Raw genomic sequence first — 21,711 nt, 5'->3', positions numbered from 1 at the left:
TTACTTGACAGGTGGCGGGGCCTAGGTCGGCAGGCCTGATCCTTCGGACCCGCCCCGTGAACAAAAATGCCTATCTGTTGCTTGGCCTCACCACCCTGTTCTGGGGCGGCAATGCCGTTGCCGGCAAGCTGGCGGTCGGCCATGTCTCGCCCATGCTGCTCACCACGCTGCGCTGGGGGCTCGCAATGGCTATCCTGCTCGCCTTAGGTTGGCCGCGGCTCAGGGCCGACTGGAGCAAGGTGCGCCGGCGTCTGGTTTATCTGACGGCGCTCGGAGCGCTCGGCTTCACCGTCTTCAACATGGCGCTCTACACGGCGCTGATCTATACCAGCGCGATCAACGCGTCGATCGAGCAGGCCGGCATCCCGATGCTGATCTTCGCCGGCAATTTTCTTCTGTTTCGCATGCGCGTGACGTGGGCGCAGATCGTCGGCTTCATCCTTTCGCTGGCCGGCGTGGCCGTGGTGGCGAGCCATGGCGATCCCGTCGCGCTGCTGCACCTCGGCGTCAATTTCGGCGACGCGCTGATGCTGATCGCGGCGCTCGTCTATGCCGCCTATACGGTTGCGCTACGCTTCAGGCCGATGATCCACTGGCAAAGCCTGATGATCATGCTCACCGGCACCGCCTTCGTCACCTGCATTCCCTTCGCGTTGGCGGAGTTCTGGACCGCAAACGCCATCGTGCCCGACGCGCAAGGATGGGCGATCGTCGTCTATACGGTTCTGTTCCCGTCGATCCTGGCGCAGATATTCTACATCCGCGGCGTGGAATTGATCGGCGCCAACCGCGCCGGCCTGTTCATCAATCTGGTGCCGATCTTCGGCACGCTGCTGTCGATCCTGCTCCTGGGCGAGGATTTTTATGCCTATCACGCCCTGGCGATGATCATGGTGCTCGGCGGCATCTGGCTCGCGGAGCATAGCGGCCGGAAAATAGAGGTGTGATCAGAAGGCCTTGGGCAGCCCGGCATCCTTCAATATGTCGTTCGCCAAGTGGCGAGACTTCAGGAAGGTCACCACTGTGACACGTTGCCCGGTCTCAAGATTGTGCCAGATTTCGTGATCCCCCTTACCTTGCCGAAGCATCGTCCAACCGGCGCTCGTGAGCAATTTCTTCAACGGCTTAGCAAAGTTCTGCATCGATCACCTAAGTGCCGCAACTAATCATGGCGTCACTATAGGCGCGTATCCACAGTGTAGACCTACCGGCAAGGGCTATTCAGCCGCGATGGGATTGGACGGGGCGGAAATGCCATGGACAACAAGCTCGACATCGAGGTCTGCGACATCGTCCAGATCGAGCAAGTCTGGCAAGACCAGCAAAATACGCTCACGCAGACCATCGAGAGACTCACTCTCGGTCGCTAGCCCAATCCTTCCACGGGAAACGGCGTACCAGATCGAGGCTTCATCGTCCCATCGTACGTCAACGACCAATTTCATCCCGGTGCCTCCAACTGCCGGATGATACAGCAGTAGGCCGAAAACAAAAAGCTCACAGGAAGCCCGTGCTTTTTCGCCGTCACCGCCATCACATCCCGCCCACGTCGAACTGCAGCCGCTTGGCCGAGTCGATCGACTTGTTCGCCCGCAGCTCCGCCAGCGCCTTTTCAGGAAACGGCGCATCGAGATAGAGCAGGGCGATGGCGTCGCCGCCGGGCCGGTTGCGGCCGAGCTGGAAGTTGGCGATGTTGACATTGTTGTTGCCACAAATGGTTCCGAGCAGGCCAATGATGCCGGGTGCGTCGGGGTTGGTCGTATAGAGCATGTGCTGGCCGACCTCGGCGTCGAGATTGATGCCCTTGATCTGGATGAAGCGCGGCTTGTGGTCGGAGAAGCAGGTTCCCGCGATCGAGCGCGTCTGCTTTTCGGTCGTCACGGTAAGCTTGATGTAGCCATCGAAGACGCCCGATTTGTCGCGCTTGACCTCGGCGACAATGATCCCCCGCTCCTTCACCATGATCGGCGCCGACACCATGTTGACGTCTGAAACCTGCGGCCGGATCAGTCCGGCGAGCGCAGCACTGATCAGGGCGCGCGTATTCATCGTGGCGGTAACGCCGTCGAACAGGATCTCCACCTCCTTGATCGGGTCTTCCGTCACCTGGCCGACAAAAGCGCCCAGAACCTCGGCCAGCTTGACGAAGGGTTTCAGGCGCGGCGCTTCCTCCGCGGTGATCGAAGGCATGTTGATGGCGTTGGAAACCGCGCCCTTGACCAGATAGTCCGACATTTGTTCGGCGATCTGCAGCGCCACGTTTTCCTGCGCTTCAGTGGTTGAGGCGCCGAGATGCGGCGTGGTGACGACATTCTCCATCCCGAACAGAGGGTGTTCCATCGCGGGCTCGGTTTCGAACACGTCGATGCCGGCGCCCGCCACCTTGCCGCTTTTCAGCGCTGCGATCAGGTCGGCCTCAACGACCAGGCCGCCGCGGGCGCAGTTTATGATCCTGACGCCGTTCTTCATCCTGGCGATGGAATCCGCATTGATGATGTTCCGGGTCTTGTCGGTCAGCGGCGTGTGTAGCGTGATGAAGTCCGCGCGGGCGAACAGCTCATCGAGGTCGACTTTCTCGACGCCGAGTTCGGAAGCGCGGTCCTCCGAAAGGAAGGGGTCGAACGCGATGACGTGCATCTTCAGCCCGACGCCGCGCGTGGCGACGATCGAGCCTATATTGCCGCAGCCAATGATGCCGAGCGTCTTTCCGGTGATCTCGATGCCCATGAAGCGGTTCTTTTCCCACTTGCCGGCATGGGTCGATGCGTTGGCCTCCGGGATCTGCCGCGCCAGCGCGAACATCATGGCGATGGCGTGCTCGGCTGTGGTGATCGAATTGCCGAAGGGCGTATTCATCACGATGATGCCCTTGCGGCTGGCGGCCGGTATGTCGACATTGTCGACGCCGATGCCGGCACGGCCGATCACCTTCAGCCTCGGCGCCGCATTGATCAGCTTTTCCGTGACCTTGGTGGCGGAGCGGATGGCGAGGCCATCATATTGGCCGATAATTTCGAGCAGCTTTTCCTTGTCCTTGCCGATGTCGGGCAGATAGTCGACCTCGACGCCGCGATCCTTGAATATCTGAACGGCGGTAGGGGAGAGTTTGTCTGAGACGAGTACGCGCGGTGCCATGATGGTATCCTGATGTTGGGGCGATTGCCCTGATCCGTTGAATGGAAAGTGGATTGGCAGACCGTGAGCGGCCTTTGGCCAGGTTGTTGACGTCAACCCCCCAGCGACATCGGTTTCTGTCCGGGCCCTTCGAGACCGAAGAGCCCACGGATGAAGTCGAGCCACAGGCCGTAGGGTCGGCCAAGAAGCAGCATGAGGGCCGCGAAGCCGAGCACGCCTTTGATTATCGCCAGCACTTCCGCGCCAGCCGCCGCGATGATGGCGGCGTAGATCGGCACCTGGAACACCAGCAGGGCGAACCCGTCGGCGAGGAGCGTCCCCCGTCGCGTTGACGGACCGGTCCTGGCGAGGACCCAGTCCCGCCAGAGTCCGTAGGGCCGGGCCGTTAGGACCATCAGAGGCGCTCCGATCAAGCGCGAAACCAAGACCTCATGCCAGGACATGCCGGCGATAAATCGCTCGTTCAGCCCGCTCGCGACGGTGAAGAACAGAACGAGCGCCAGTGTGTCGGCAATGAAGTTGCGTGCGCTGAGAGAGTGTTTCATGACCCCACCGCCCGGCAGTGAAACCGCCAATCAGGCTGCGGTCTTCAACGCCGCCTTCTGCTGCGCGAATGCCCAGTCAAGCCAAGGCGCCAGCGCCTTGAGATCGGAAGTCTCGACGGTCGCCCCGCACCAGATGCGCAGGCCGGGCGGAGCGTCACGGTAGCTGGCGATGTCGTAGGCAACTTTTTCTGCCTCCAGCGCGCCCGTGAAGCCTTTGACGAATGCCTGCTGGCCGGCATCGTCGAGGGCGGCGACCGCCGGGTCGACGAAGCGCAGGCAGACCGAGGTGTTGGAGCGCGTGTCCGGGGCGGAAGCGAGAAAATCGACCGCCGGATTGCCGGCAACCCAGTCGGCAATGACAGCCGCATTGGCATCCGCACGAGCGATCAATGCATCGAGCCCGCCGATTGATTTGGCCCATTGGAGAGCGTCGAGATAGTCCTCGACCGCGAGCATGGAGGGCGTGTTGATCGTCTCGCCCTTGAAGATGCCCTCGATCAGCTTGCCGCCCGAAGTAAGCCGAAAGATTTTTGGCAGCGGCCATGCAGGCTTGTAGGTTTCCAGCCGCTCGACGGCGCGCGGGCTCAGGATAAGCATGCCATGCGCGCCTTCGCCGCCCAGCACCTTCTGCCAGGAGAAGGTGACGACGTCGAGTTTGGCGAAATCGAGACGCTGCGCGAATGCGGCCGAGGTGGCGTCGCAAATGGTCAGGCCCTTGCGGTCGGCCGGGATGAAGTCGCCGTTCGGGACGCGTGCGCCCGAGGTCGTGCCGTTCCAGGTGAAGACCACGTCGCGGTCGAAATCGACGGCTGCAAGATCGGGCAAATCGCCGTAAGGCGCTTCGAAAAGGCGCACGTCCGGCAGCCGGAGCTGCTTCACGACATCGGTTACCCAGCCCGCGCCAAAACTTTCCCAGGCCAGCATGTCGACGCCCCGTTCGCCGAGCAGCGACCATAGCGCCATTTCGACCGCGCCGGTGTCGGAAGCCGGCACGATGCCGATCCTGTAGTCGGTCGGAACCTGGAGCACTTCGCGCGTCAGCGCGATGGCGTTCTCAAGCTTAGACTTGCCGATTTTTGCACGGTGGGAGCGGCCGAGCGCGGCATTGCCGAGCGCCTGGAGTGACCAGCCGGGCCGTTTGGCGCAGGGACCTGAGGAGAAATTGGGGTTTGCCGGACGCAAGTCCGGCTTTGAAAGAGTCGTCATCGTGGTTCTATCCTTCCAGATAGCAAGCCCCTCGTTGGGGAGGGGTGGCCCACGGACGGCGATATTGCCTGCGGCCTCTGACGTCAAGAGAAATGTTTTTGTCGCATTCAGGCTGCAAACGAAAACGGCGGGCCAAAAGCCCGCCGCGTTGATCGAGAAAGTCTGCGCCTACCAGAGTTCGTAGCGCAGGCCGATTTTGACCTCGTGCGTCGAAAAGCCGTCGTCGGTACCCTGAACGCCCGAGGCGCCGGCGGCGTCCGAGAAGTCGTCCCAACCGAACATGTCTCCCCCGTCGATGTGGCGGTACTTGTAGCCCAAGTCCAGCTTCAGATTCTGAGTGAGGTCGTAGGCGGCGCCGGCCATGAAGGCGTAGGTGAAGCGCCAGTCCTTTTCGCCGTCGTGGCCCGCGCTGGAGATGGCGCCGCCGGGGGCCGGGCAGGCGCTGACGCCGTCGACGCAATAATTGTTGCTGTCGAGGCCGTCCCAAGAGAGGTAGCTGTAGCCGACGCCAGCGCCCACATAGGGAGTCACACGTACATAGGTGCCGAGATCGATATAGCCGTTGGCCATTATGCTTACGACCGACACCGAAGAAGAGTCTTCCGAGCGGCAGCCCGTCCCGGCAAGGATCGGGTCGCCAGTGCAGGGGCCGCCGGACGACGTTGTCCCGTCGAAGTCAGCGCGGAAGCCATCAACGGTCAGGTCGCCGCGGATCCAGTCGTTGTAGCGGTAACCGAAGCCGGCGCCCCAGGTGAAGTCCTTATCCAGTTCGAACGTGTCGAAGGAAGCCCCGCCATAGGTTGCGGTGACCGGGTCGAAGGTCCGGTAGTCTACCCGCCCCATATCGATGGAAAATACGTAGCCGACATCGCCCCTCAAATACCATCCAGAGCCCACTTCGACCGGAACGAACTCGGCCGCTTCCTCGACGAAGATGGGCGGATCGTAATCGGCCGCGTTGGCCGCCGCGAGCGGCATCAGCGCCGCCGCGGAAAGCAGAAGGAGAATTCGCGATTTCTGGGTCATGACCACACTCCCGAAATGGCGAAGCCCAAGCCTGCCCGCCGTATCGGAAGCATTGTTAACTATAGTGGTTAAGTGGCGGTTAAGGTTAACGGCTATTTTGAGGCTCCGCGCCGCGACCGCCTGAAATCAAACAAAAAAGGCTCCCGAAGGAGCCTTTTTTGCGATTGTGATGCCGAGCACTAGTTCAGCGCATAGCGCACGCCGAGCTTGAAGTCGTGCGAGTAGAGGTCGTTGAACTGGAACCCGTCATTGTCGAGGTCGAAGTCCGGATCGTCATTGTGGAACGTCCCGGTCTTGGCATCGCCCAGTGAGACGAAGCTGTAGCCGAGATCGAGGGTCAGCCTTTCGGTCGCCTCGATACCCAGGCCCGCATGCAGCGCCCAGGCCAAATTCCATTCCGACTCGTCGTCCGCATAGCCGCCGCCGCCGGTGATTACATTGACGTCACGGAAATGCGAGATCGTGTTGCGCGACGCGCCGATACCGGCGCCGAGATATGGCGTGACGTTGTAGAAAGTGCCGAGATCGGCATAGGCGTTGGCCATAATCAACCATTCCGATTTTTTGGCGCGGAAATCGTTGGTGGTCAGGCCGGTGACAGTGGAATCCACCCAGTCGAGGGCTTCGAAATCGGACTTGCCGCGATACTCGACCGTGAGATCGCCGCGCAGATAGTCGTTGAACTGGTAGCCGATGCCGGCGCCAAACAGCGGCGCAGAGGCGAAGCCGCCTTCGTCGTACCAGCCGAAATCAGAGATGGTCGGGTTGTCGTATAGGCTGGAATCCAGTCCGTCGAAACGCTGGTTGCTCATGCCGATATGGCCGCGAATGTACCAGCCGCCATAGACCGGCGCGGGCACTTCGATGATCGGCGGTTCATAGAGATCGGCCGCCATTGCGGGCGCCGCCGCCCCGGCCACGATGATGGCCGCAAGAATTGTTTTTGCGAAATCGTGCATATTCCCTACCCCTGCGAATCCTCGCGGCGCGAATGCGCCCGAAAGAGATTGAACTCGGGTTTGGATAATGAAACGCAAAGGTTAAGGCGTGCTTAACCCTGTTGCTTAACCACGATCGCGCAATTGATTGCGGCAGGCACAAATGAAAAGGCCCGCCGATCAGCGGGCCTTTTAATGCCAAAAAGAGGTTCGGTCAGGCGGCGGTCTTGATGTCGGCGATGATGCCGACAATGTCATTCACCACCGTCTCGACCAGCTTCTGGTCGTCGCCCTCGGCCATGACCCGGATCAGCGGCTCGGTGCCGGAAGGCCGGATAACCAGGCGGCCGGATTTGCCGAGTCGGTTGCGCGCATCCTCGATCGCGGCCTTTACTGGGGGCGCCTCCAGGGGCTTGCCGCCGGCAAAGCGTACGTTCTTCAGGAGTTGCGGCACCGGTTCGAACTTTTTGCAGATCTCGCTGACCGGCTTGTTCTGACGCTTGATGCAGGCAAGTACCTGCAGAGCCGACACCAGCCCGTCGCCGGTGGTGGAGAAATCCGACAGCACGATATGGCCGGACTGCTCGCCGCCGACATTCAGCCCATGAGCGCGCATGTGCTCGACCACGTAGCGGTCGCCTACCTGGGTGCGATGCAATTGCAGGCCGGCTTGGCCGAGGAAGCGTTCGAGACCGAGATTGGACATGACGGTTGCGACGATGCCGCCGCCGGCCAGACGACCGCTCTGGTGCCAGGATTCCGCAATCAGCGCCATGATCTGGTCGCCGTCGACGACCTCACCATTCTCATCGACGATAACCATGCGGTCGGCGTCGCCATCGAGCGCTATGCCGATGTCGGCGCGCACCTCATGCACCTTCTTGGTAAGGCCGACCGGGTGCGTCGAACCGCATTCCTCGTTGATATTGAAGCCGTTCGGCTCATTGTTGATGGTGATGACCTCGGCGCCGAGCTCCCAAAGCGCTGCCGGCGCCACCTTGTAGGCGGCCCCATTGGCGCAATCGATCACGATGCGCAGGCCGGCCAGCGACATCGATCGCGGCAACGTACGCTTGGCGAACTCGATGTAGCGGTCATGCACGCCGTCGACGCGCTTGGCGCGCCCGAGCCCGTCGGCGTCGGCCAGCGAAATGTCGACATCCTGGTCGAGCAGCGCCTCGATGCGCATTTCGATCTCGTCCGACAGCTTGTAGCCGTCGGGGCCGAACAGCTTGATGCCGTTATCGTAATACGGATTGTGCGAGGCCGAGATCATCACGCCGATATCGGCGCGCAGCGACCGCGACAGCATGGCGACGGCCGGCGTCGGGATCGGTCCCAGCAGGAACACATCCATGCCGGCGGCACAGAAGCCCGCGACCAGCGCGTTCTCGATCATATAGCCTGACAGCCGCGTGTCCTTGCCGAGCACGACGCGATGGCGGTGGTTGCCGCGCTGGAACGAGAGGCCGGCAGCCATGCCGACCTTCATCGCAACCTCGGCTGTCATCGGAAATTTGTTGGCCCGTCCCCGGATCCCATCCGTTCCGAAATATCGTCTCGTCATTTTACGTAACTTCCCCGCGCGTGTTTACGCAGTCATTCATTTGACACAATAACACATCGTTCCGACATCACTTTGTGTGAGTATCTGTTACGAATGCTTAGAAATGGTTTCGCTTTCCCGGCGCCTAGCCTGGCAGTCAGGCTAGGTTCTCACCGCGCCATCTTGTGGTATTCGGTATTCGGCCGCATGTCGATCGCTGCGGCGACACGGTTCGACATGTTGAAGAAGGCGGCGGTGGAAGCGATATCCCAGATGTCGCGGTCGGAAAAGCCGGCCTCGCGTAAGGCGGCGCGGTCGCTTTCCTCGATTTTTGCCGGGTGTTCCGTGAGTTTGGCGGAAAAATCCAGCATCGCCTTTTGGCGCGGCGAAAGATCTGCCGCGCGATAATTCATCACCATCATCTCGCCCAGCGCCGGGTCGCCGGACAGTTGGCGTACCGCCGCGCCATGCGCTGTAAGGCAGTAGTAGCAGTGGTTGATCGAAGAGACGACGACCGCGATCATCTCGCGCTCGAGCTTCGAAAGGCCGGAATCGCCGAGCATCAGATCGTTGTAGGTATCGGTGAAGGCGCGCAGCTTCTTCTCGTCGAAAGCATAGGAGAGCAGCACGTTGGGTACCAGCCCGAGCTTCTCTTCGCATTTGACGAAATAGGCCTTCGTCGCCTCACTCAATTCGGCGGCGGGCAGGTCCAGTGCATGGATGCGTCCGTTCATGGCTGTCATCTCCCTTTCATGCGAAGTTCGCATTTTGCATCTATGCCCGTGTCGCCAAATGCGGTTGATCTGCTACGATAGCCGCAAAAGCATGGGACCGGGGGAGGTTTAAGCATCATGGCACCCAGCGCCAAGTCCAAAGCGGTAGCCAGAAAACCTCACTCACTCCCAAAAGCAAGCGACGGCCCGTCACAACTGGCGGACTACCTGCTGGCCCGCACCCCCGCAGAAGACGTCGCCGCTTATGAGCCCGAGATGCTCGCAAAGGCGGCCGAGCTTGCGTATCGCGCGGTTACGAAGCATCGCAAGGGCGAAAGTGTCATCGCCATCGACAGCGGGGCAGGCGTCGTGCGCGACGGGCGGCCGATCACCGTCATAACCGTCGTGAACGACAACATGCCGTTCCTGTTCGACTCGGTGCTGGGCGAGATCACGGAGACCGCCGGCGAGCCGGCGCTGGTAACCCATCCGGTCATCGTGGTCAGGCACGGCAAGCACGGCGTCGAGGAAATCGTCGGAGACGGCGGTTCGGCCAAGGATCACGGCGCCGACAGGCTCAGCGTCATTCACGTCCACATCGGCAGGCTTTCCAACGATGAGGCGAAAGGCTTGCACGACCGGCTGGCGCGGGTGCTCGGCCAAGTTCGCGCGGCGGTCAACGACTGGAAGCCGATGCTGGCGCGGCTCGACCAGGCGATCTCGGACTTCCGCTATGCGCCGATCCCGCTCGACAAGGAAGCAGTGACGGAGGCTATCGCCTTCCTCGAATGGCTGCGCGACGACAATTTCACTTTCCTCGGCATGCGCGAGTTCCGCTACAAAGGCGGAGAGAAGAGCGGCACGCTGGAGCGGGCGGCCAGCCCCGGCCTCGGCATATTGCACGACCCGGACGTGATGGTGCTGCGGCGCGAGATCGAAGGCGCGACGACGACGCCGGAAATCCGCGTCTTCCTGCACGGACCCGATCCGCTGATCGTGACGAAGGCCAACGCCAAGTCGGCCGTCCATCGCCGCATCTATCTCGACTATATCGGCGTCAAGACTTACGACAAGAAGGGCGCGCTTTCGGGCGAACTGCGCATCGTCGGCCTGTTCACCTCGACCGCCTATACGCGCTCGGTGATGAAGATCCCCTATCTCCGCTCCAAGGCGCAGGCGGTAATCGCCAGGTCGGGCTTCGACCCGGGCGATCATTCGGGCAAGGCGCTGATCAACGTGCTGGAATCCTATCCGCGCGACGAACTGTTCCAGATAACGGTGCCGACGCTGCGCAAGCATGCCGAGGCGATCCTGGGACTGGTCGAGCGGCCGCGTGTGCGCGCCCTGGTGCGGGTCGACCAGTTCGACCGCTTCGTCTCGGTCCTGGTGTTCGTGCCGCGCGACCGCTACGACAGCCGGGCGCGCGTCCGCATAGGCGATTATCTGAAAACGGTATTCGAGGGGCGGCTGTCCGCCTACTATCCGGCCTTCCCGGAAGGGGGCCTGGCGCGGGTACATTTCATCATAGGCCGCTCCGGAGGAAAGACCCCGAAGGTCGATCCCAAGACGATCGAGGCGGCGATCCGCGACATCGTCCGCACCTGGGAGGATGCCCTGCGCGAGGCGACGGAGGCGTCTGGCGCCGGCCCGGGTCTGGCCGCGATCGCCGCGAAATTCCCGGAAAGCTACCGCGGCAGCTTCTCCCCGGCCGAGGCGTTGGTCGATGCGGGCCGCATCGCCAGGCTCGATGCCGACAACCCGATCGCCATCGACTATTACCGCCATGCCGACCAGCGGTCGGAGCAGGCGGCGCTGAAGATCTACCATTTCGGCGCGCCGGTGGCGCTGTCTCGCCGAGTGCCGGTGCTGGAGAATATCGGCTTCCGGGTCATCAGCGAGCGCACCTTCGAGGTTGGCGACCGCGAAACCGGGCTGGTGTTCGTGCACGACATGGAACTGGAGAATGTGTTCGGACGGCCGATCGACCTCTCCGACGGCGGTAAGCTGTTCGAGGACGTGTTCTTGTCGGTGTGGCGCGGCGACGCCGACAATGACGGCTTCAATGCGCTCGCCCAGACCGCCGGCCTGTGGTCGAACGAGATCATCATCCTGCGCGCCTATGGCCGCTATCTGCAGCAGGCCGGAATACCGCAAAGCCAGGACTTCATCGCGGCCGTGCTCAACCGCTATCCCGAGATAGCGCGCGGCCTTTACCAGATGTTCGTCGCGCTGTTCGATCCGGCAGCGCAAAAAGACGGCGCTGTGACGGCAAAGCACCTGAAGGCCAAGATCAAGGATGCGCTGGAGGATGTGCCCAACATCGACGACGACACGATCATCAGGCGCTATCTCAACCTCGTCGAATCTTCGCTGCGCACCAATCATTTCGTATCCGGAACGAAGGAAAGAGGGCAGTCGCTGGCGATCAAGCTCGATTCGAGGGCGGTGGACGGCCTGCCGGAGCCGCGGCCATGGCGCGAGATCTTCGTCTATGGGTCGGAAGTCGAAGGCGTGCATCTGCGGTTCGGTCCGGTGGCGCGCGGTGGCCTGCGCTGGTCTGACCGGGCGCAGGATTACCGCACCGAAGTGCTGGGCCTGGTGAAGGCGCAGCAGGTCAAGAATGCGGTGATCGTGCCGGTGGGCGCCAAGGGCGGCTTCTTCCCGAAGCGCTCGCCTGTCGGCGGAACCCGCGAGGCCGTGTTCGAGGCTGGCAAGAGTGCCTACATCAACTTCGTCTCCAGCCTGCTCTCGATTACCGACAACCTCGACGGCGACAAGGTCGTGCCGCCTGAGGGAGTGGTCAGGCGCGACAGCGACGATCCGTATTTCGTGGTGGCCGCCGACAAGGGCACTGCCACCTTCTCCGATACAGCCAACGCGATCAGCCAGGCGCACGACTTCTGGCTCGACGACGCCTTCGCCTCGGGCGGCTCGGCGGGCTACGACCACAAGAAGATGGGCATCACCGCCAAGGGCGCGTGGGAAGCGGTGAAGCGGCATTTCCGCGAGATGAACCGGGATATCCAAGCGCAGCCCTTCACGGTCGTCGGCGTCGGCGACATGTCGGGCGACGTGTTCGGCAACGGCATGCTGCTTTCCAAGCAGACGCGGTTGATCGCCGCCTTCGACCACCGCGACATCTTCATCGATCCGGATCCGGATCCGGCAGTGTCGATGGCTGAGCGCAGGCGCGTGTTCGACCTGCCGCGCTCGAGCTGGCAGGACTACGACAAGTCGAAGCTCTCGTCTGGCGGCATCATCGTGTCGAGGGCGCAGAAATCCGTAACCCTGTCGCCCCAGGCCGCTGCGGCGATCGGCATGGACAAACATATAGTTTCGCCCGCCGAGATCATGAACGCCATTCTGAAGGCGGATGTCGACCTTCTCTGGTTCGGCGGCATCGGCACCTATGTGAAGGCCACCGGCGAGACGAACCAGGAAATCGGCGACCGCGCCAATGACGCGATCCGCGTGACGGCGGCGGAAGTCGGTGCGCGCGTGATCGGCGAAGGGGCCAACCTCGGTGTGACCCAGCGCGGCCGCATCGAGTTCGGTCTGCTCGGCGGCGCTTGTAATTCGGACGCGATCGACAATTCCGGCGGCGTCAATTCGTCCGACGTCGAGGTCAACATCAAGATCGCGCTGGCGTCGGCCATGCGCAAGGGATCGCTGAGCCGGCCGGCGCGCAACAAGCTTTTAGCAGAGATGACGGAGGAAGTCGGCCGGCTGGTGCTCGCCAACAATTACGAGCAGACACTGGCGCTTTCGCTGCAGCGCAAGCGGGGGCTGGCCGACCTGGCGCACCAGGCACGCTTCATGGCCGCGCTGGAAGTGCGCGGGCTGCTCGACAGGGCGGTCGAGACGCTGCCTTCGCCAGCCCTGCTTCTGGAGCGCGAGACGCGCGGCGAGCCGCTGACGCGGGCCGAGCTCGGCGTGCTGCTCGCCTATGCCAAGATCGTGTTGTTTTCGGACATCGTGGCGAGTTCGGTGCCGGACGATCCGCATTTCGAGCGCGACCTGATGGCGTATTTCCCCGACCGGATGGAGAGGAAATATTCGGCCGAGATCCGCGGCCACAGGCTGCGCCGCGAGATCATAGCGCGTGTCGTCGCCAACGATCTGATCAACCGGGGCGGGCCTTCCTTCGTCAGCCGGCTGCAGGATATGACCGGGCGCCCGGCTGACGATATCGTGCGCGCCTTCGCAGTGGTGCGCGACGGGTTTTCGCTGCCGGCCATGTATGCCGAGATCGACGCGCTCGACAACAGGATAGACGGGCAGGTGCAGCTTGAGCTTTACCAGTCCGTTGGCCGGCTGATCTACAATACGAGCGCCTGGTTGCTCAAGAACGACGCGGGAACCGCGCCGCTCAGCCAACGCATCGGCGAGCTACAGGAAGCGCGCAAGACGCTGGAGCCGAAGCTCCAGGCACTGATGCCGAGCTTCACGGCGGCGAAGCTCGCCGAGCGCCGGCTGGGCTTCATCTCGGCCGGCGCGCCGGAGACGCTCGCCGAGAAGCTGGCGCTGACCGATGTGACGGCGCTTATCCCGGACATCGCGCTGGTCGCCAGGACGGCTAAGGCCGATATCTTGGCCGCGGCGCGAGCCTTCTTCGCGGTAAGCGAGGCGTTTCGGATTGCCCGCGTCGAGGAGGCCGCTCGCTCCATCTCGCCGCCGGACTATTATGACGGACTGGCGCTCACGCGGGCCACCGACACGATTGGCGCGGCGCGGCGCGGGATCGCGGTGGCGGCGCTGACGGCGTTCGGCAAGGTCGACGACCCGGTCGCACGCTGGCTCGAAGCCGGCGGAGAGCGGATAGCGCGCACCCGCGAAAGGTTGCAGGCGCTGACCGAGGGCGGCGAGATCACGGTGTCGCGCCTGTCGGTTGCGGCAGGGCTGATGAGCGACCTGACCGGGATATAACCGGGCGGTCCGGAGGAAAAGCAGAAATGGTCGAGGGAAAGCGGGACGCTGCGACGCGGCGCGGCATATGGGGCTGGATGCTGTTCGACTGGGCGCAGCAGCCTTTCCATACGCTGATCATAACATTCGTGTTCGCGCCCTATTTCGCCTCCGCGGTGGCGTCGGATGCGGCACGGGGCCAGGAACTCTGGGGCTACGCAGCCGGCATTGGCGGGATGCTGATCGCCTTTTCGTCGCCGGTGCTCGGCGCGATCGCCGACGCGTCCGGTCCGCGCAAGCCGTGGATCTTCGGCTTCTCGGTCATCGGCGTCATCGGCTGCTGGATGCTGTGGTATGCGGTCCCGGGCATGGAGAACATCGGCCTCATCATGATCGCGATCATGATCGCGCTGGTCGGAATGGAGTTCGCGGCGGTGTTCAACAACGGTATGATGGCCGATCTGGTGCCTCGCGCCGAACTCGGGCGGCTGTCGGGCTCGGCCTGGGCGCTCGGCTATCTCGGCGGGCTGGTCTCGCTGATCATCGTCCTCGGGTTCCTCGCCGGACAGCCGGCCACCGGCAAGACGCTGATCGGGCTGGAGCCGCTGTTCGGGCTGGACGCCGCCACACGCGAGGGCGACCGGGCTTCCGGCCCGCTCACCGCCATCTGGTACGTCATCTTCGTCTTGCCGATGTTTCTGTGGACGCCGGACGCCAAGAGAAGGCCTGCGGCCGACAGGGCGGTCAGGCGTGGCCTTGCCGAGCTCGGCAAGACGCTGCGCCGCCTGCCCTCCGAGCGCAGCTATTTTAGCTTCCTGATGTCGTCGATGTTCTACCGCGACGCGCTCAACGCGCTCTATTCCTTCGGCGGCATCTACGCTGCGGGCGTGCTCGGTTGGTCGATCGTGCAGATCGGCATATTCGGGATACTCGCCAATCTGACCGGGGCTATCGGCGCATGGCTCGGCGGCCGCGCCGATCAGGCTTTCGGACCGAAAGCAGTGGTCAGCGGCTCCATCCTCATCCTGACGGTCAGCTGTATCCTGGTGATCTCGACGACCCGCACCGACGTTCTGTTCATGACCATCGCCGCGGAAGGAAGCCAGACCAACGTCCCGGATATCATGTTCTATGTTGCCGGGGCGTTCATCGGGGCAGCCGGCGGCTCGATCCAGGCGGCATCGCGCACGCTGCTGGTCGACCAGGTCGAGAAGGACAAGGTGACGGAAGCATTCGGCCTTTATGCGCTGTCGGGCCGCGCGACCAGCTTCATCGGGCCACTGGCGATCGCGTTCGCGACCGCCTTCTTCGCGTCGGAAGCGCTCGGCCTGTCGAGTCAGGACGCGCAGCGCCTCGGTGTCACGCCGATCATAGCGCTGTTCATGATCGGACTGGTGCTGCTGCCCTGGGTCAGGAGCAGGCAGTATGAGGTGCCGGCACAGGTGTGATCTTTTCCTCCCCGTTTACGGGAGGACTGTCACATACGAGTAGAAATCCTCCTTCGGGAGGGAGGACCCGGCCCCTTCGGGCCACCCTCCCCGCAAGGGGAGCCGGGATCAATGCCGGAAATGCCTGACGCCGGTGAAGACCATGGCGATGTTGTGCTCGTCGGCGGCGGCGATGACATCGTCGTCGCGCATCGAGCCGCCGGGTTGGATGACCGCGGTGGCGCCGGCCTCAATCGCCGATAAGAGCCCGTCGGCAAAGGGGAAGAACGCGTCGGAAGCGACGACCGAGCCTTTGGTCAAAGGTTCCGCCAGGCTCGCGGCTTCAGCGGCGTCGAGCGCCTTGCGCGCTGCGATGCGCGAGGAATCGACCCGGCTCATCTGGCCGGCGCCGATGCCGACCGTCGCGCCGTCCTTCGCATAGACGATAGCGTTTGACTTGACGTGCTTGGCGACACGGAAGGCGAATTGCAGATCGGCCAGTTCGACCGGCGAGGGCGTCCGCTTGGTGACGACCTTCAAATCGCGGGCCACGACCACCGCGTTGTCCCTGCCCTGGACCAGCAGGCCGCCGGCGACGGATTTCACCGAAAGGCCGGCGGCGAGCGGATCAGGCAATCCGCCCGCGATCAGCAGCCTCAGGTTCTTCTTCGGCGCAACGATCGCTTGCGCGTCATGGCTGGCGTCAGGCGCGATGATGACCTCGGTGAAGGTTTTCACGATCTCCTCGGCGGCCTCGGCGTCGAGGGTGCGGTTCATCGCGACGATGCCGCCGAAGGCCGAGACCGGGTCGCAGGCCAGCGCCTTCAGATAGGCTTCCTTCAGCGACTTTGCTTCCGCCACGCCGCAGGGATTGGCGTGTTTGATGATAGCGACCGCTGCCGAGCGCGAAGCATCGAATTCGCCGACAAGTTCGAAGGCGGCGTCGGTGTCGTTGATGTTGTTGTAGGAGAGCTGCTTGCCTTGCAGCTGGCGCGCCGTGGCGACACCCGGACGGCGGTCGCCGGTCAGATAAAAGCCAGCCTGCTGGTGAGGGTTCTCGCCGTAGCGCATGACGCTTTCGAGCTTTCCGCCAAAGGCGCGCCAGGCCGGGTTCTCGATTTCCAGAGCTTCGGCGAACCAGGCCGAGATCGCGGCGTCATAGGCGGCGGTGCGGGCAAAGGCCTTGGCGGCGAGCTTCTGGCGGAATTCCAGCGACAGGTTGCCTATGTTCATCTCCAGCGCGTTGAGGAGAGGGGCATAGTCCTCCGGATCGGTGACTATCGCGACATAGGCGTGGTTCTTCGCCGAGGCGCGGACCATGGCCGGGCCGCCAATGTCGATATTCTCGACGATCGAGGCATAGTCGGCGCCGGAACGGCGGACATCCTCGAATGGATAGAGATTGACAACGACGAGGTCGATCGGCTCGATGCCGTGTTCGCGCATTGCGTCCTGATGCTCGGGATCGTCGCGTATGCCGAGCAATGCGCCGTGCACGGCCGGATGCAGCGTTTTTACGCGCCCGTCCATGATTTCGGGAAAGCCGGTGAGATCGGAAACGTCGCGCACCGCAATGCCGGCGTCGGCGATGGCCTTGGCAGTGCCGCCGGTGGAGACCAGCTCGATACCTGAATGCGCCAGGGCGGCGGCGAAATCGACCAGCCCGGTCTTGTCCGAAACCGACAGCAGCGCTCGCCGGACCGGCACGAGATCGGGAGCGGGGATTTTCTTCGAGGTGACGGCCATGGCGGAGTCCTTTCGGATCGAAAGCGCTGTGGCGGGGCCGTAGCACCACAAGCCTGCCGGGACAAGAAGACCGACATTTTCCTTGATCGCTCACCTGCCCTCGGCCAACACTGCAACCACACGGGGAGGGATACCATGGCCGAACATGCCGACGCGATCATCGTGGGCGGAGGTCTCGCCGGGCTGGTCGCGGCGGCCGAGCTTGCCGATGCCGGCAAGCGGGTCATCATTCTCGAACAGGAAGGCGAAAACTCGCTCGGCGGCCAGGCCTTCTGGTCGCTTGGCGGGCTGTTCTTCGTCGACAGCCCGGAACAGCGGCGGCTGCGCATAAGGGACAGCCGCGATCTGGCGATGCAGGACTGGCTGGGCTCGGCGCAGTTCGATCGCGACGAGGATTTCTGGCCGCGCAAAGTGGCGGAAGCCTATGTCGATTTCGCCGCCGGCGAGATGCGGGCGTGGCTCCATCAGCAAGGCATGCGCTGGTTTCCGGTGGTCGGCTGGGCCGAGCGAGGCGGCGGCCACGCGCATGGCCACGGCAATTCGGTGCCGCGTTTTCATATCACCTGGGGCACGGGACCGGGCGTGCTCGAGCCGTTCGTCCGGCGCGTGCGCGAGCACGTTTCCCAGGGAAAGATCGAACTGAAATTCCGCCATCGGGCGAGCCGATTGGTCAAGACAAACGGCGCGGTGACGGGCGTTGCAGGCGAGGAGCTCGAGCCATCGACCGTCGAGCGCGGCCAGCAATCCGGGCGCGAGGCAATCGGCGATTTCGAATTTCACACGGGCGCGGTCGTCGTGACCTCCGGCGGCATCGGCGGCAATTTCGACCTGGTCAGAAAGAACTGGCCGGCGAATCGGCTCGGGCCGCCGCCCAGAAGCATGGTCGCCGGCGTGCCGCACCATGTCGACGGCCGTATGGTGGCGATCACGCAGGCGGCCGGCGGCGCGGTCATCAATGCCGACCGCATGTGGCACTACACGGAAGGCGTAAGGAACTGGGCGCCGATCTGGCCGAACCACGGCATCCGCATCCTGCCCGGGCCGTCCTCGCTGTGGTTCGACGCGACCGGCAACCGGCTGCCCGCGCCATGCATGCCCGGCTTCGACACGCTGTCGACGCTGAAACACATCCTTTCGACCGGCCACGACTATTCCTGGTTCGTGCTGACGCAGAAGATCGTCAAGAAGGAATTTGCCTTGTCCGGCTCGGAGCAGAATCCGGACTTTACCTCCAAGTCATGGCGCGCGGTGCTGAAGAGCCGGCGCGGCGTGGGCGCGCCGCCGCCGGTCGAGGCGTTCAAGGAAAAGGGCGAGGATTTCATCGTCAAAAGCAATCTGCGCGAACTGGTCGCCGGCATGAATGCGCTGGCCGGCGAAGGCCTGATCGATCACGACCGGCTGCTGGCCCAGATCGAGGCGCGCGACCGCGAGGTGGAAAATCCGTTCTCCAAGGATGCGCAGGTCACCGCCATCCATGGCGCGCGCAACTATCTCGGCGACAGGCTGATCCGCACGGCCAGACCGCACCGGATACTCGATCCTGAAAACGGCCCGCTTATCGCCGTTCGCCTGCACATCCTCACCCGCAAGACTCTGGGCGGGCTGCACACCAACCTCAATTCGCAGGTCCTGGATGCGGCGGGCGAGCCGATCCCCGGCCTCTACGCCGCGGGCGAAGTGGCCGGCTTCGGCGGCGGCGGGTATCACGGCTACAACGCGCTCGAAGGCACATTCCTCGGCGGCTGCATCTTTTCCGGGCGCAATGCGGGCAGGCATGCTGGCTCAAACTAGCCGCCGGCGTTAATCGTCCGCTCAATCTCCGGCTTTGCCGGTGTCCACGAGCTTCTTCAGCTGCGCCGCGAGTTCCCTCGCTTCGCCGGCGATCCGCACCGTCTTCAGGCGCGATGTCGCGCCCGAAACAACCGATACGCTGCTCGCTGGAACGCCCATGAGCGAGGCCACCAGCTTCTCCAGAGCCGCGTTTGCCGCGCTCTTTTCAGGGACGGCGCGGACGCGCGCATTGAGATGCGCGCGTCCGTCCATTTTTTCCTCGATGCCTTCGATGGCGTCTTTCGAAGCACGCGGCGTCAGCCGGACGTGGATGTCGATCCCGTCGTCGCGCACACGCCAGAAGCCGGCCACCGGGCAAGCTCAGATGACGAGCGGCGCAACCGTGGTCAGCAGGAACTGGCGGATGAAGAAGATGATCAAGAGCACGATGATCGGCGAAATATCGATACCACCGAGATCGGGTAGAAAGCGACGGACCGGCGCCAGCACCGGCTCCGTGATGCGGAACAGGAAGTTGCCGATCGTGCCGACGAACTGGTTACGGGAATTGACGACGTTGAAAGCGTAGAGCCATGAGAAAACCGCCGAAGCGATGAGAAGCCACCAGTAAATGTCCAGCGCCAGAACCACAGTCTGAATGAGGGCGATCATGCCGTTCTCCCATTGAATTGGCGACATGTAGCCACTGGCCGGCGACGCGGCAAGTGCTGGTTGCCGGAGCGTCGAATCGCGCCCGCTCTTTGCTTGACAGTATGGGGGCGCCGCACATAAATACGGCCCATCCGCTGGACGGGGCTGTAGCTCAGCTGGGAGAGCGCGTCGTTCGCAATGACGAGGTCAGGAGTTCGATCCTCCTCAGCTCCACCAGCGGATCGAATTTTCACCATAGTTCAGGCATTGCAACGCGGATCGGTTGTTCGCGGTCGGATTGCTTTGCGATTCAGTGAAGTTCCGCGCGACGGTCCCGCTTGGGGCCGTCGCGATCGATCGGCTGGAGGCGCAGTGCCTCGAAAAGCGCCAACTGGCTTTCCAGGACAAGCAACTCGCCGCAGGTATGCACGATCAATGTGCGGTCTCCGTGGTCCTGGATTGAAACCAGGTAGTCGGTGTTGACCGTGATCGGATTTCCGTCAGCGCGCGTCAGCCGAATCCACATGTTCACCCCCTTTAACCCGATCGCCATTTGTGCAACCGCAGTTGTAGCGCGTATGTGAAGTTTCTCACATGAGAGGCTTTTCGTCCATTTTTTCGCCGCCCCCGCGTGGCCTCTGGCGCTGCCGCTTGCCGGCGGGCCCAGGTGGACCGGCCGGGGATCGGTTTCGCAATCAGGAAATCCTGCGTCCTGCCGATGCAGCCGCTGAATGCAAAAATTTCTTGGGCCAGCGCCGATAAGCTGGCGCAAGCGTGCCGAAACTGCGCTAAGGCACTGCGCTTCGGCTATCTGGAGTCGATGCCTGACGGCCATGAATGAAGCGCCGAGATGAGTTCAGAAGCCGAGACCGCAGTCGACCAGCGCTATGCCGCCTTTCGCCACGGCTCCTTCCTGCGCTTCTGGGCAGCGCGGTTCCTCGCGACCTTCTCCACCCAGATCGTCTCGGTGGCAGTCGGCTGGCAGATTTACGACCTGACGCGCAATCCGTTCGATCTCGGTCTGGTCGGCGTCATTCAGTTCGCGCCATCTCTGCTTCTTGTCCTGATCACCGGCGTCGTCGCCGACCGGTTCGGGCGGCGGCTGATCATGGCGCTGGCGGCCCTTCTCGAGGCGCTCTGCGCGCTGGCGCTTCTCGTCCTGGCGATCCGCGGACTTGCAGGCCCGATCCCCATTTTCGCGGTGCTGGCGGCGTTCGGGATCGCCCGCGCCTTCTTCGGGCCGGCGTCGGCCTCGCTGGTGGCCAATCTGGTGCCGGCGGACGATTTCGCCAACGCTGTCGCCTGGAATTCGTCGGCCTGGCAGATGGCGACGATCGTCGGTCCGGTCGCGGGCGGCCTGCTCTATGGCGTTTCACCCGAAGCGGCCTATGGAACGGCTGCGGTGCTCATGCTGGTCTCGAGCCTGCTGGTTATCTCGATCCCGAAGCCGGCCCAGCGCACCGAAACCGACAAGCCGACCCTCGACACGCTGTTTGCCGGCTTCCGCTACATCTGGAGCGAAAAGATCGTGCTCGGCGCGATCTCGCTCGACCTGTTCGCGGTGCTTCTGTCGGGAGCAGTGGCGCTGCTTCCAGTCTATGCCCGCGACATCCTCGAACTCGGCCCTTGGGGTCTCGGCCTGTTGCGCGCGGCGCCCGGCATCGGCGCGATCTTCGTCGCCATCTGGCTGGCGGGACACCCGCTCAGAGACCATGCGGGGCGGATCATGTTCTTCTTCGTCGCCATGTTCGGCGTGTTCACCGCCGTATTCGGCGTATCGACGGTGCCTTGGCTGTCGATCTTCGCGTTGGCGATGATTGGCGCGACCGACATGGTCAGCGTCTATGTGCGCGAGACGCTGATCCAGCTCTGGACGCCCGACGAGGTGCGCGGCCGCGTCAATGCCGTCAACGGGGTGTTCGTCGGCGCATCCAACGAACTCGGCGAATTCCGCGCCGGCACGATGGCGGCGCTGATCGGCACCGTGCCCGCCGTGGTGTTCGGCGGGGTCGGCGCGGTCGTGGTGGCAGGTCTCTGGGCCTTCCTGTTTCCGGAACTGCGCAAAGTGCGCCATCTAGAAGGACGGCACTGAAGCCGCCGGAC

18 protein-coding genes and 1 tRNA gene are annotated in these 21,711 nt (G+C 63.2%); 6 read left to right on the top strand and 13 right to left on the bottom strand.

Annotation, left to right across the window (positions count from 1 at the left end; genetic code table 11):
* The first annotated feature begins 56 nt into the window (after positions 1 to 56).
* A complete protein-coding gene (locus ABVK50_RS24425; RefSeq protein ID WP_353644125.1) occupies positions 57 to 947 on the top strand; it encodes a DMT family transporter in 891 nt (296 codons plus the stop codon).
* On the opposite strand, the gene ABVK50_RS24420 is transcribed toward ABVK50_RS24425, so the two are convergent.
* The 9 genes from ABVK50_RS24420 to ABVK50_RS24380 all read right to left on the bottom strand — a co-directional run bounded on the left by ABVK50_RS24420 (position 948) and on the right by ABVK50_RS24380 (position 9,130).
* Positions 948 to 1,142 carry a type II toxin-antitoxin system HicA family toxin gene (locus tag ABVK50_RS24420; RefSeq protein ID WP_353644126.1) on the bottom strand — a complete coding sequence of 65 codons (195 nt, stop codon included), beginning with the start codon at positions 1,140 to 1,142 and terminating at the stop codon, positions 948 to 950.
* A 75-nt stretch (positions 1,143 to 1,217) separates the two neighbouring features.
* Positions 1,218 to 1,445, bottom strand: coding sequence for a DUF1902 domain-containing protein (locus ABVK50_RS24415; protein WP_353646977.1), 228 nt, complete (start codon positions 1,443 to 1,445; stop codon positions 1,218 to 1,220).
* A gap of 88 nt (positions 1,446 to 1,533) precedes the next feature.
* Positions 1,534 to 3,135, bottom strand: a complete 1,602-nt coding sequence (gene serA / locus ABVK50_RS24410) for a phosphoglycerate dehydrogenase (RefSeq protein WP_353644128.1) — start codon at positions 3,133 to 3,135, stop codon at positions 1,534 to 1,536.
* 92 nt (positions 3,136 to 3,227) lie between these two features.
* Positions 3,228 to 3,680, bottom strand: a complete 453-nt coding sequence (gene alaE, locus ABVK50_RS24405) for an L-alanine exporter AlaE (protein ID WP_353644129.1) — start codon at positions 3,678 to 3,680, stop codon at positions 3,228 to 3,230.
* A gap of 30 nt (positions 3,681 to 3,710) precedes the next feature.
* A complete protein-coding gene (locus ABVK50_RS24400; RefSeq protein ID WP_353644130.1) occupies positions 3,711 to 4,886 on the bottom strand; it encodes a phosphoserine transaminase in 1,176 nt (391 codons plus the stop codon).
* Between the two features lie 168 nt (positions 4,887 to 5,054).
* A complete protein-coding gene (locus ABVK50_RS24395; RefSeq protein ID WP_353644131.1) occupies positions 5,055 to 5,912 on the bottom strand; it encodes an outer membrane protein in 858 nt (285 codons plus the stop codon).
* A 179-nt stretch (positions 5,913 to 6,091) separates the two neighbouring features.
* On the bottom strand, positions 6,092 to 6,871 hold the full coding sequence (locus ABVK50_RS24390; protein ID WP_353644132.1) for an outer membrane beta-barrel protein: 780 nt from the start codon (positions 6,869 to 6,871) through the stop codon (positions 6,092 to 6,094).
* Between the two features lie 193 nt (positions 6,872 to 7,064).
* Entirely contained in the window at positions 7,065 to 8,417 is a 1,353-nt protein-coding gene (gene glmM, locus ABVK50_RS24385; RefSeq protein WP_353644133.1) for a phosphoglucosamine mutase, read from the bottom strand.
* Between the two features lie 149 nt (positions 8,418 to 8,566).
* On the bottom strand, positions 8,567 to 9,130 hold the full coding sequence (locus tag ABVK50_RS24380) for a peroxidase-related enzyme (protein ID WP_353644134.1): 564 nt from the start codon (positions 9,128 to 9,130) through the stop codon (positions 8,567 to 8,569).
* A gap of 117 nt (positions 9,131 to 9,247) precedes the next feature.
* Between ABVK50_RS24380 and ABVK50_RS24375 the strand changes: the two genes are divergently transcribed.
* Both ABVK50_RS24375 and ABVK50_RS24370 read left to right on the top strand, forming a co-directional pair.
* The gene (locus ABVK50_RS24375; protein ID WP_353644135.1) at positions 9,248 to 14,035 is read left to right on the top strand and encodes an NAD-glutamate dehydrogenase; all 4,788 of its coding nucleotides are present in this window, start codon (positions 9,248 to 9,250) and stop codon (positions 14,033 to 14,035) included.
* Between the two features lie 26 nt (positions 14,036 to 14,061).
* Positions 14,062 to 15,462 (top strand): MFS transporter, encoded by a 1,401-nt coding sequence (locus tag ABVK50_RS24370; RefSeq protein WP_353644136.1) that lies wholly within the window; start codon positions 14,062 to 14,064, stop codon positions 15,460 to 15,462.
* A 108-nt stretch (positions 15,463 to 15,570) separates the two neighbouring features.
* Here ABVK50_RS24370 and purH read toward each other — a convergent pair whose 3' ends face one another.
* Entirely contained in the window at positions 15,571 to 17,187 is a 1,617-nt protein-coding gene (gene purH / locus ABVK50_RS24365; RefSeq protein WP_353644137.1) for a bifunctional phosphoribosylaminoimidazolecarboxamide formyltransferase/IMP cyclohydrolase, read from the bottom strand.
* Between the two features lie 135 nt (positions 17,188 to 17,322).
* Between purH and ABVK50_RS24360 the strand changes: the two genes are divergently transcribed.
* On the top strand, positions 17,323 to 18,978 hold the full coding sequence (locus tag ABVK50_RS24360) for an FAD-binding dehydrogenase (protein WP_353644138.1): 1,656 nt from the start codon (positions 17,323 to 17,325) through the stop codon (positions 18,976 to 18,978).
* Between the two features lie 21 nt (positions 18,979 to 18,999).
* Here ABVK50_RS24360 and ABVK50_RS24355 read toward each other — a convergent pair whose 3' ends face one another.
* Both ABVK50_RS24355 and ABVK50_RS24350 read right to left on the bottom strand, forming a co-directional pair.
* Positions 19,000 to 19,329 (bottom strand): DUF167 family protein, encoded by a 330-nt coding sequence (locus tag ABVK50_RS24355; protein ID WP_353644139.1) that lies wholly within the window; start codon positions 19,327 to 19,329, stop codon positions 19,000 to 19,002.
* A gap of 9 nt (positions 19,330 to 19,338) precedes the next feature.
* The gene (locus ABVK50_RS24350; protein ID WP_353644140.1) at positions 19,339 to 19,629 is read right to left on the bottom strand and encodes a YggT family protein; all 291 of its coding nucleotides are present in this window, start codon (positions 19,627 to 19,629) and stop codon (positions 19,339 to 19,341) included.
* Between the two features lie 140 nt (positions 19,630 to 19,769).
* On the opposite strand from ABVK50_RS24350, the gene ABVK50_RS24345 reads away from it, so the two are divergent.
* A tRNA-Ala gene (locus tag ABVK50_RS24345) sits at positions 19,770 to 19,845 on the top strand.
* Positions 19,846 to 19,918: 73 nt separating this feature from the next.
* Here ABVK50_RS24345 and ABVK50_RS24340 read toward each other — a convergent pair.
* Positions 19,919 to 20,161, bottom strand: coding sequence for a hypothetical protein (locus tag ABVK50_RS24340; protein ID WP_353646976.1), 243 nt, complete (start codon positions 20,159 to 20,161; stop codon positions 19,919 to 19,921).
* Between the two features lie 297 nt (positions 20,162 to 20,458).
* On the opposite strand from ABVK50_RS24340, the gene ABVK50_RS24335 reads away from it, so the two are divergent.
* Positions 20,459 to 21,700 carry an MFS transporter gene (locus ABVK50_RS24335; protein ID WP_353644141.1) on the top strand — a complete coding sequence of 414 codons (1,242 nt, stop codon included), beginning with the start codon at positions 20,459 to 20,461 and terminating at the stop codon, positions 21,698 to 21,700.
* Positions 21,701 to 21,711: the final 11 nt, after the last annotated feature.

The organism is Mesorhizobium sp. WSM2240, from assembly GCF_040438645.1.
Taxonomy (GTDB): Bacteria; Pseudomonadota; Alphaproteobacteria; order Rhizobiales; family Rhizobiaceae; genus Allomesorhizobium.
This window is presented reverse-complemented; position numbering and strand designations above follow the sequence as displayed.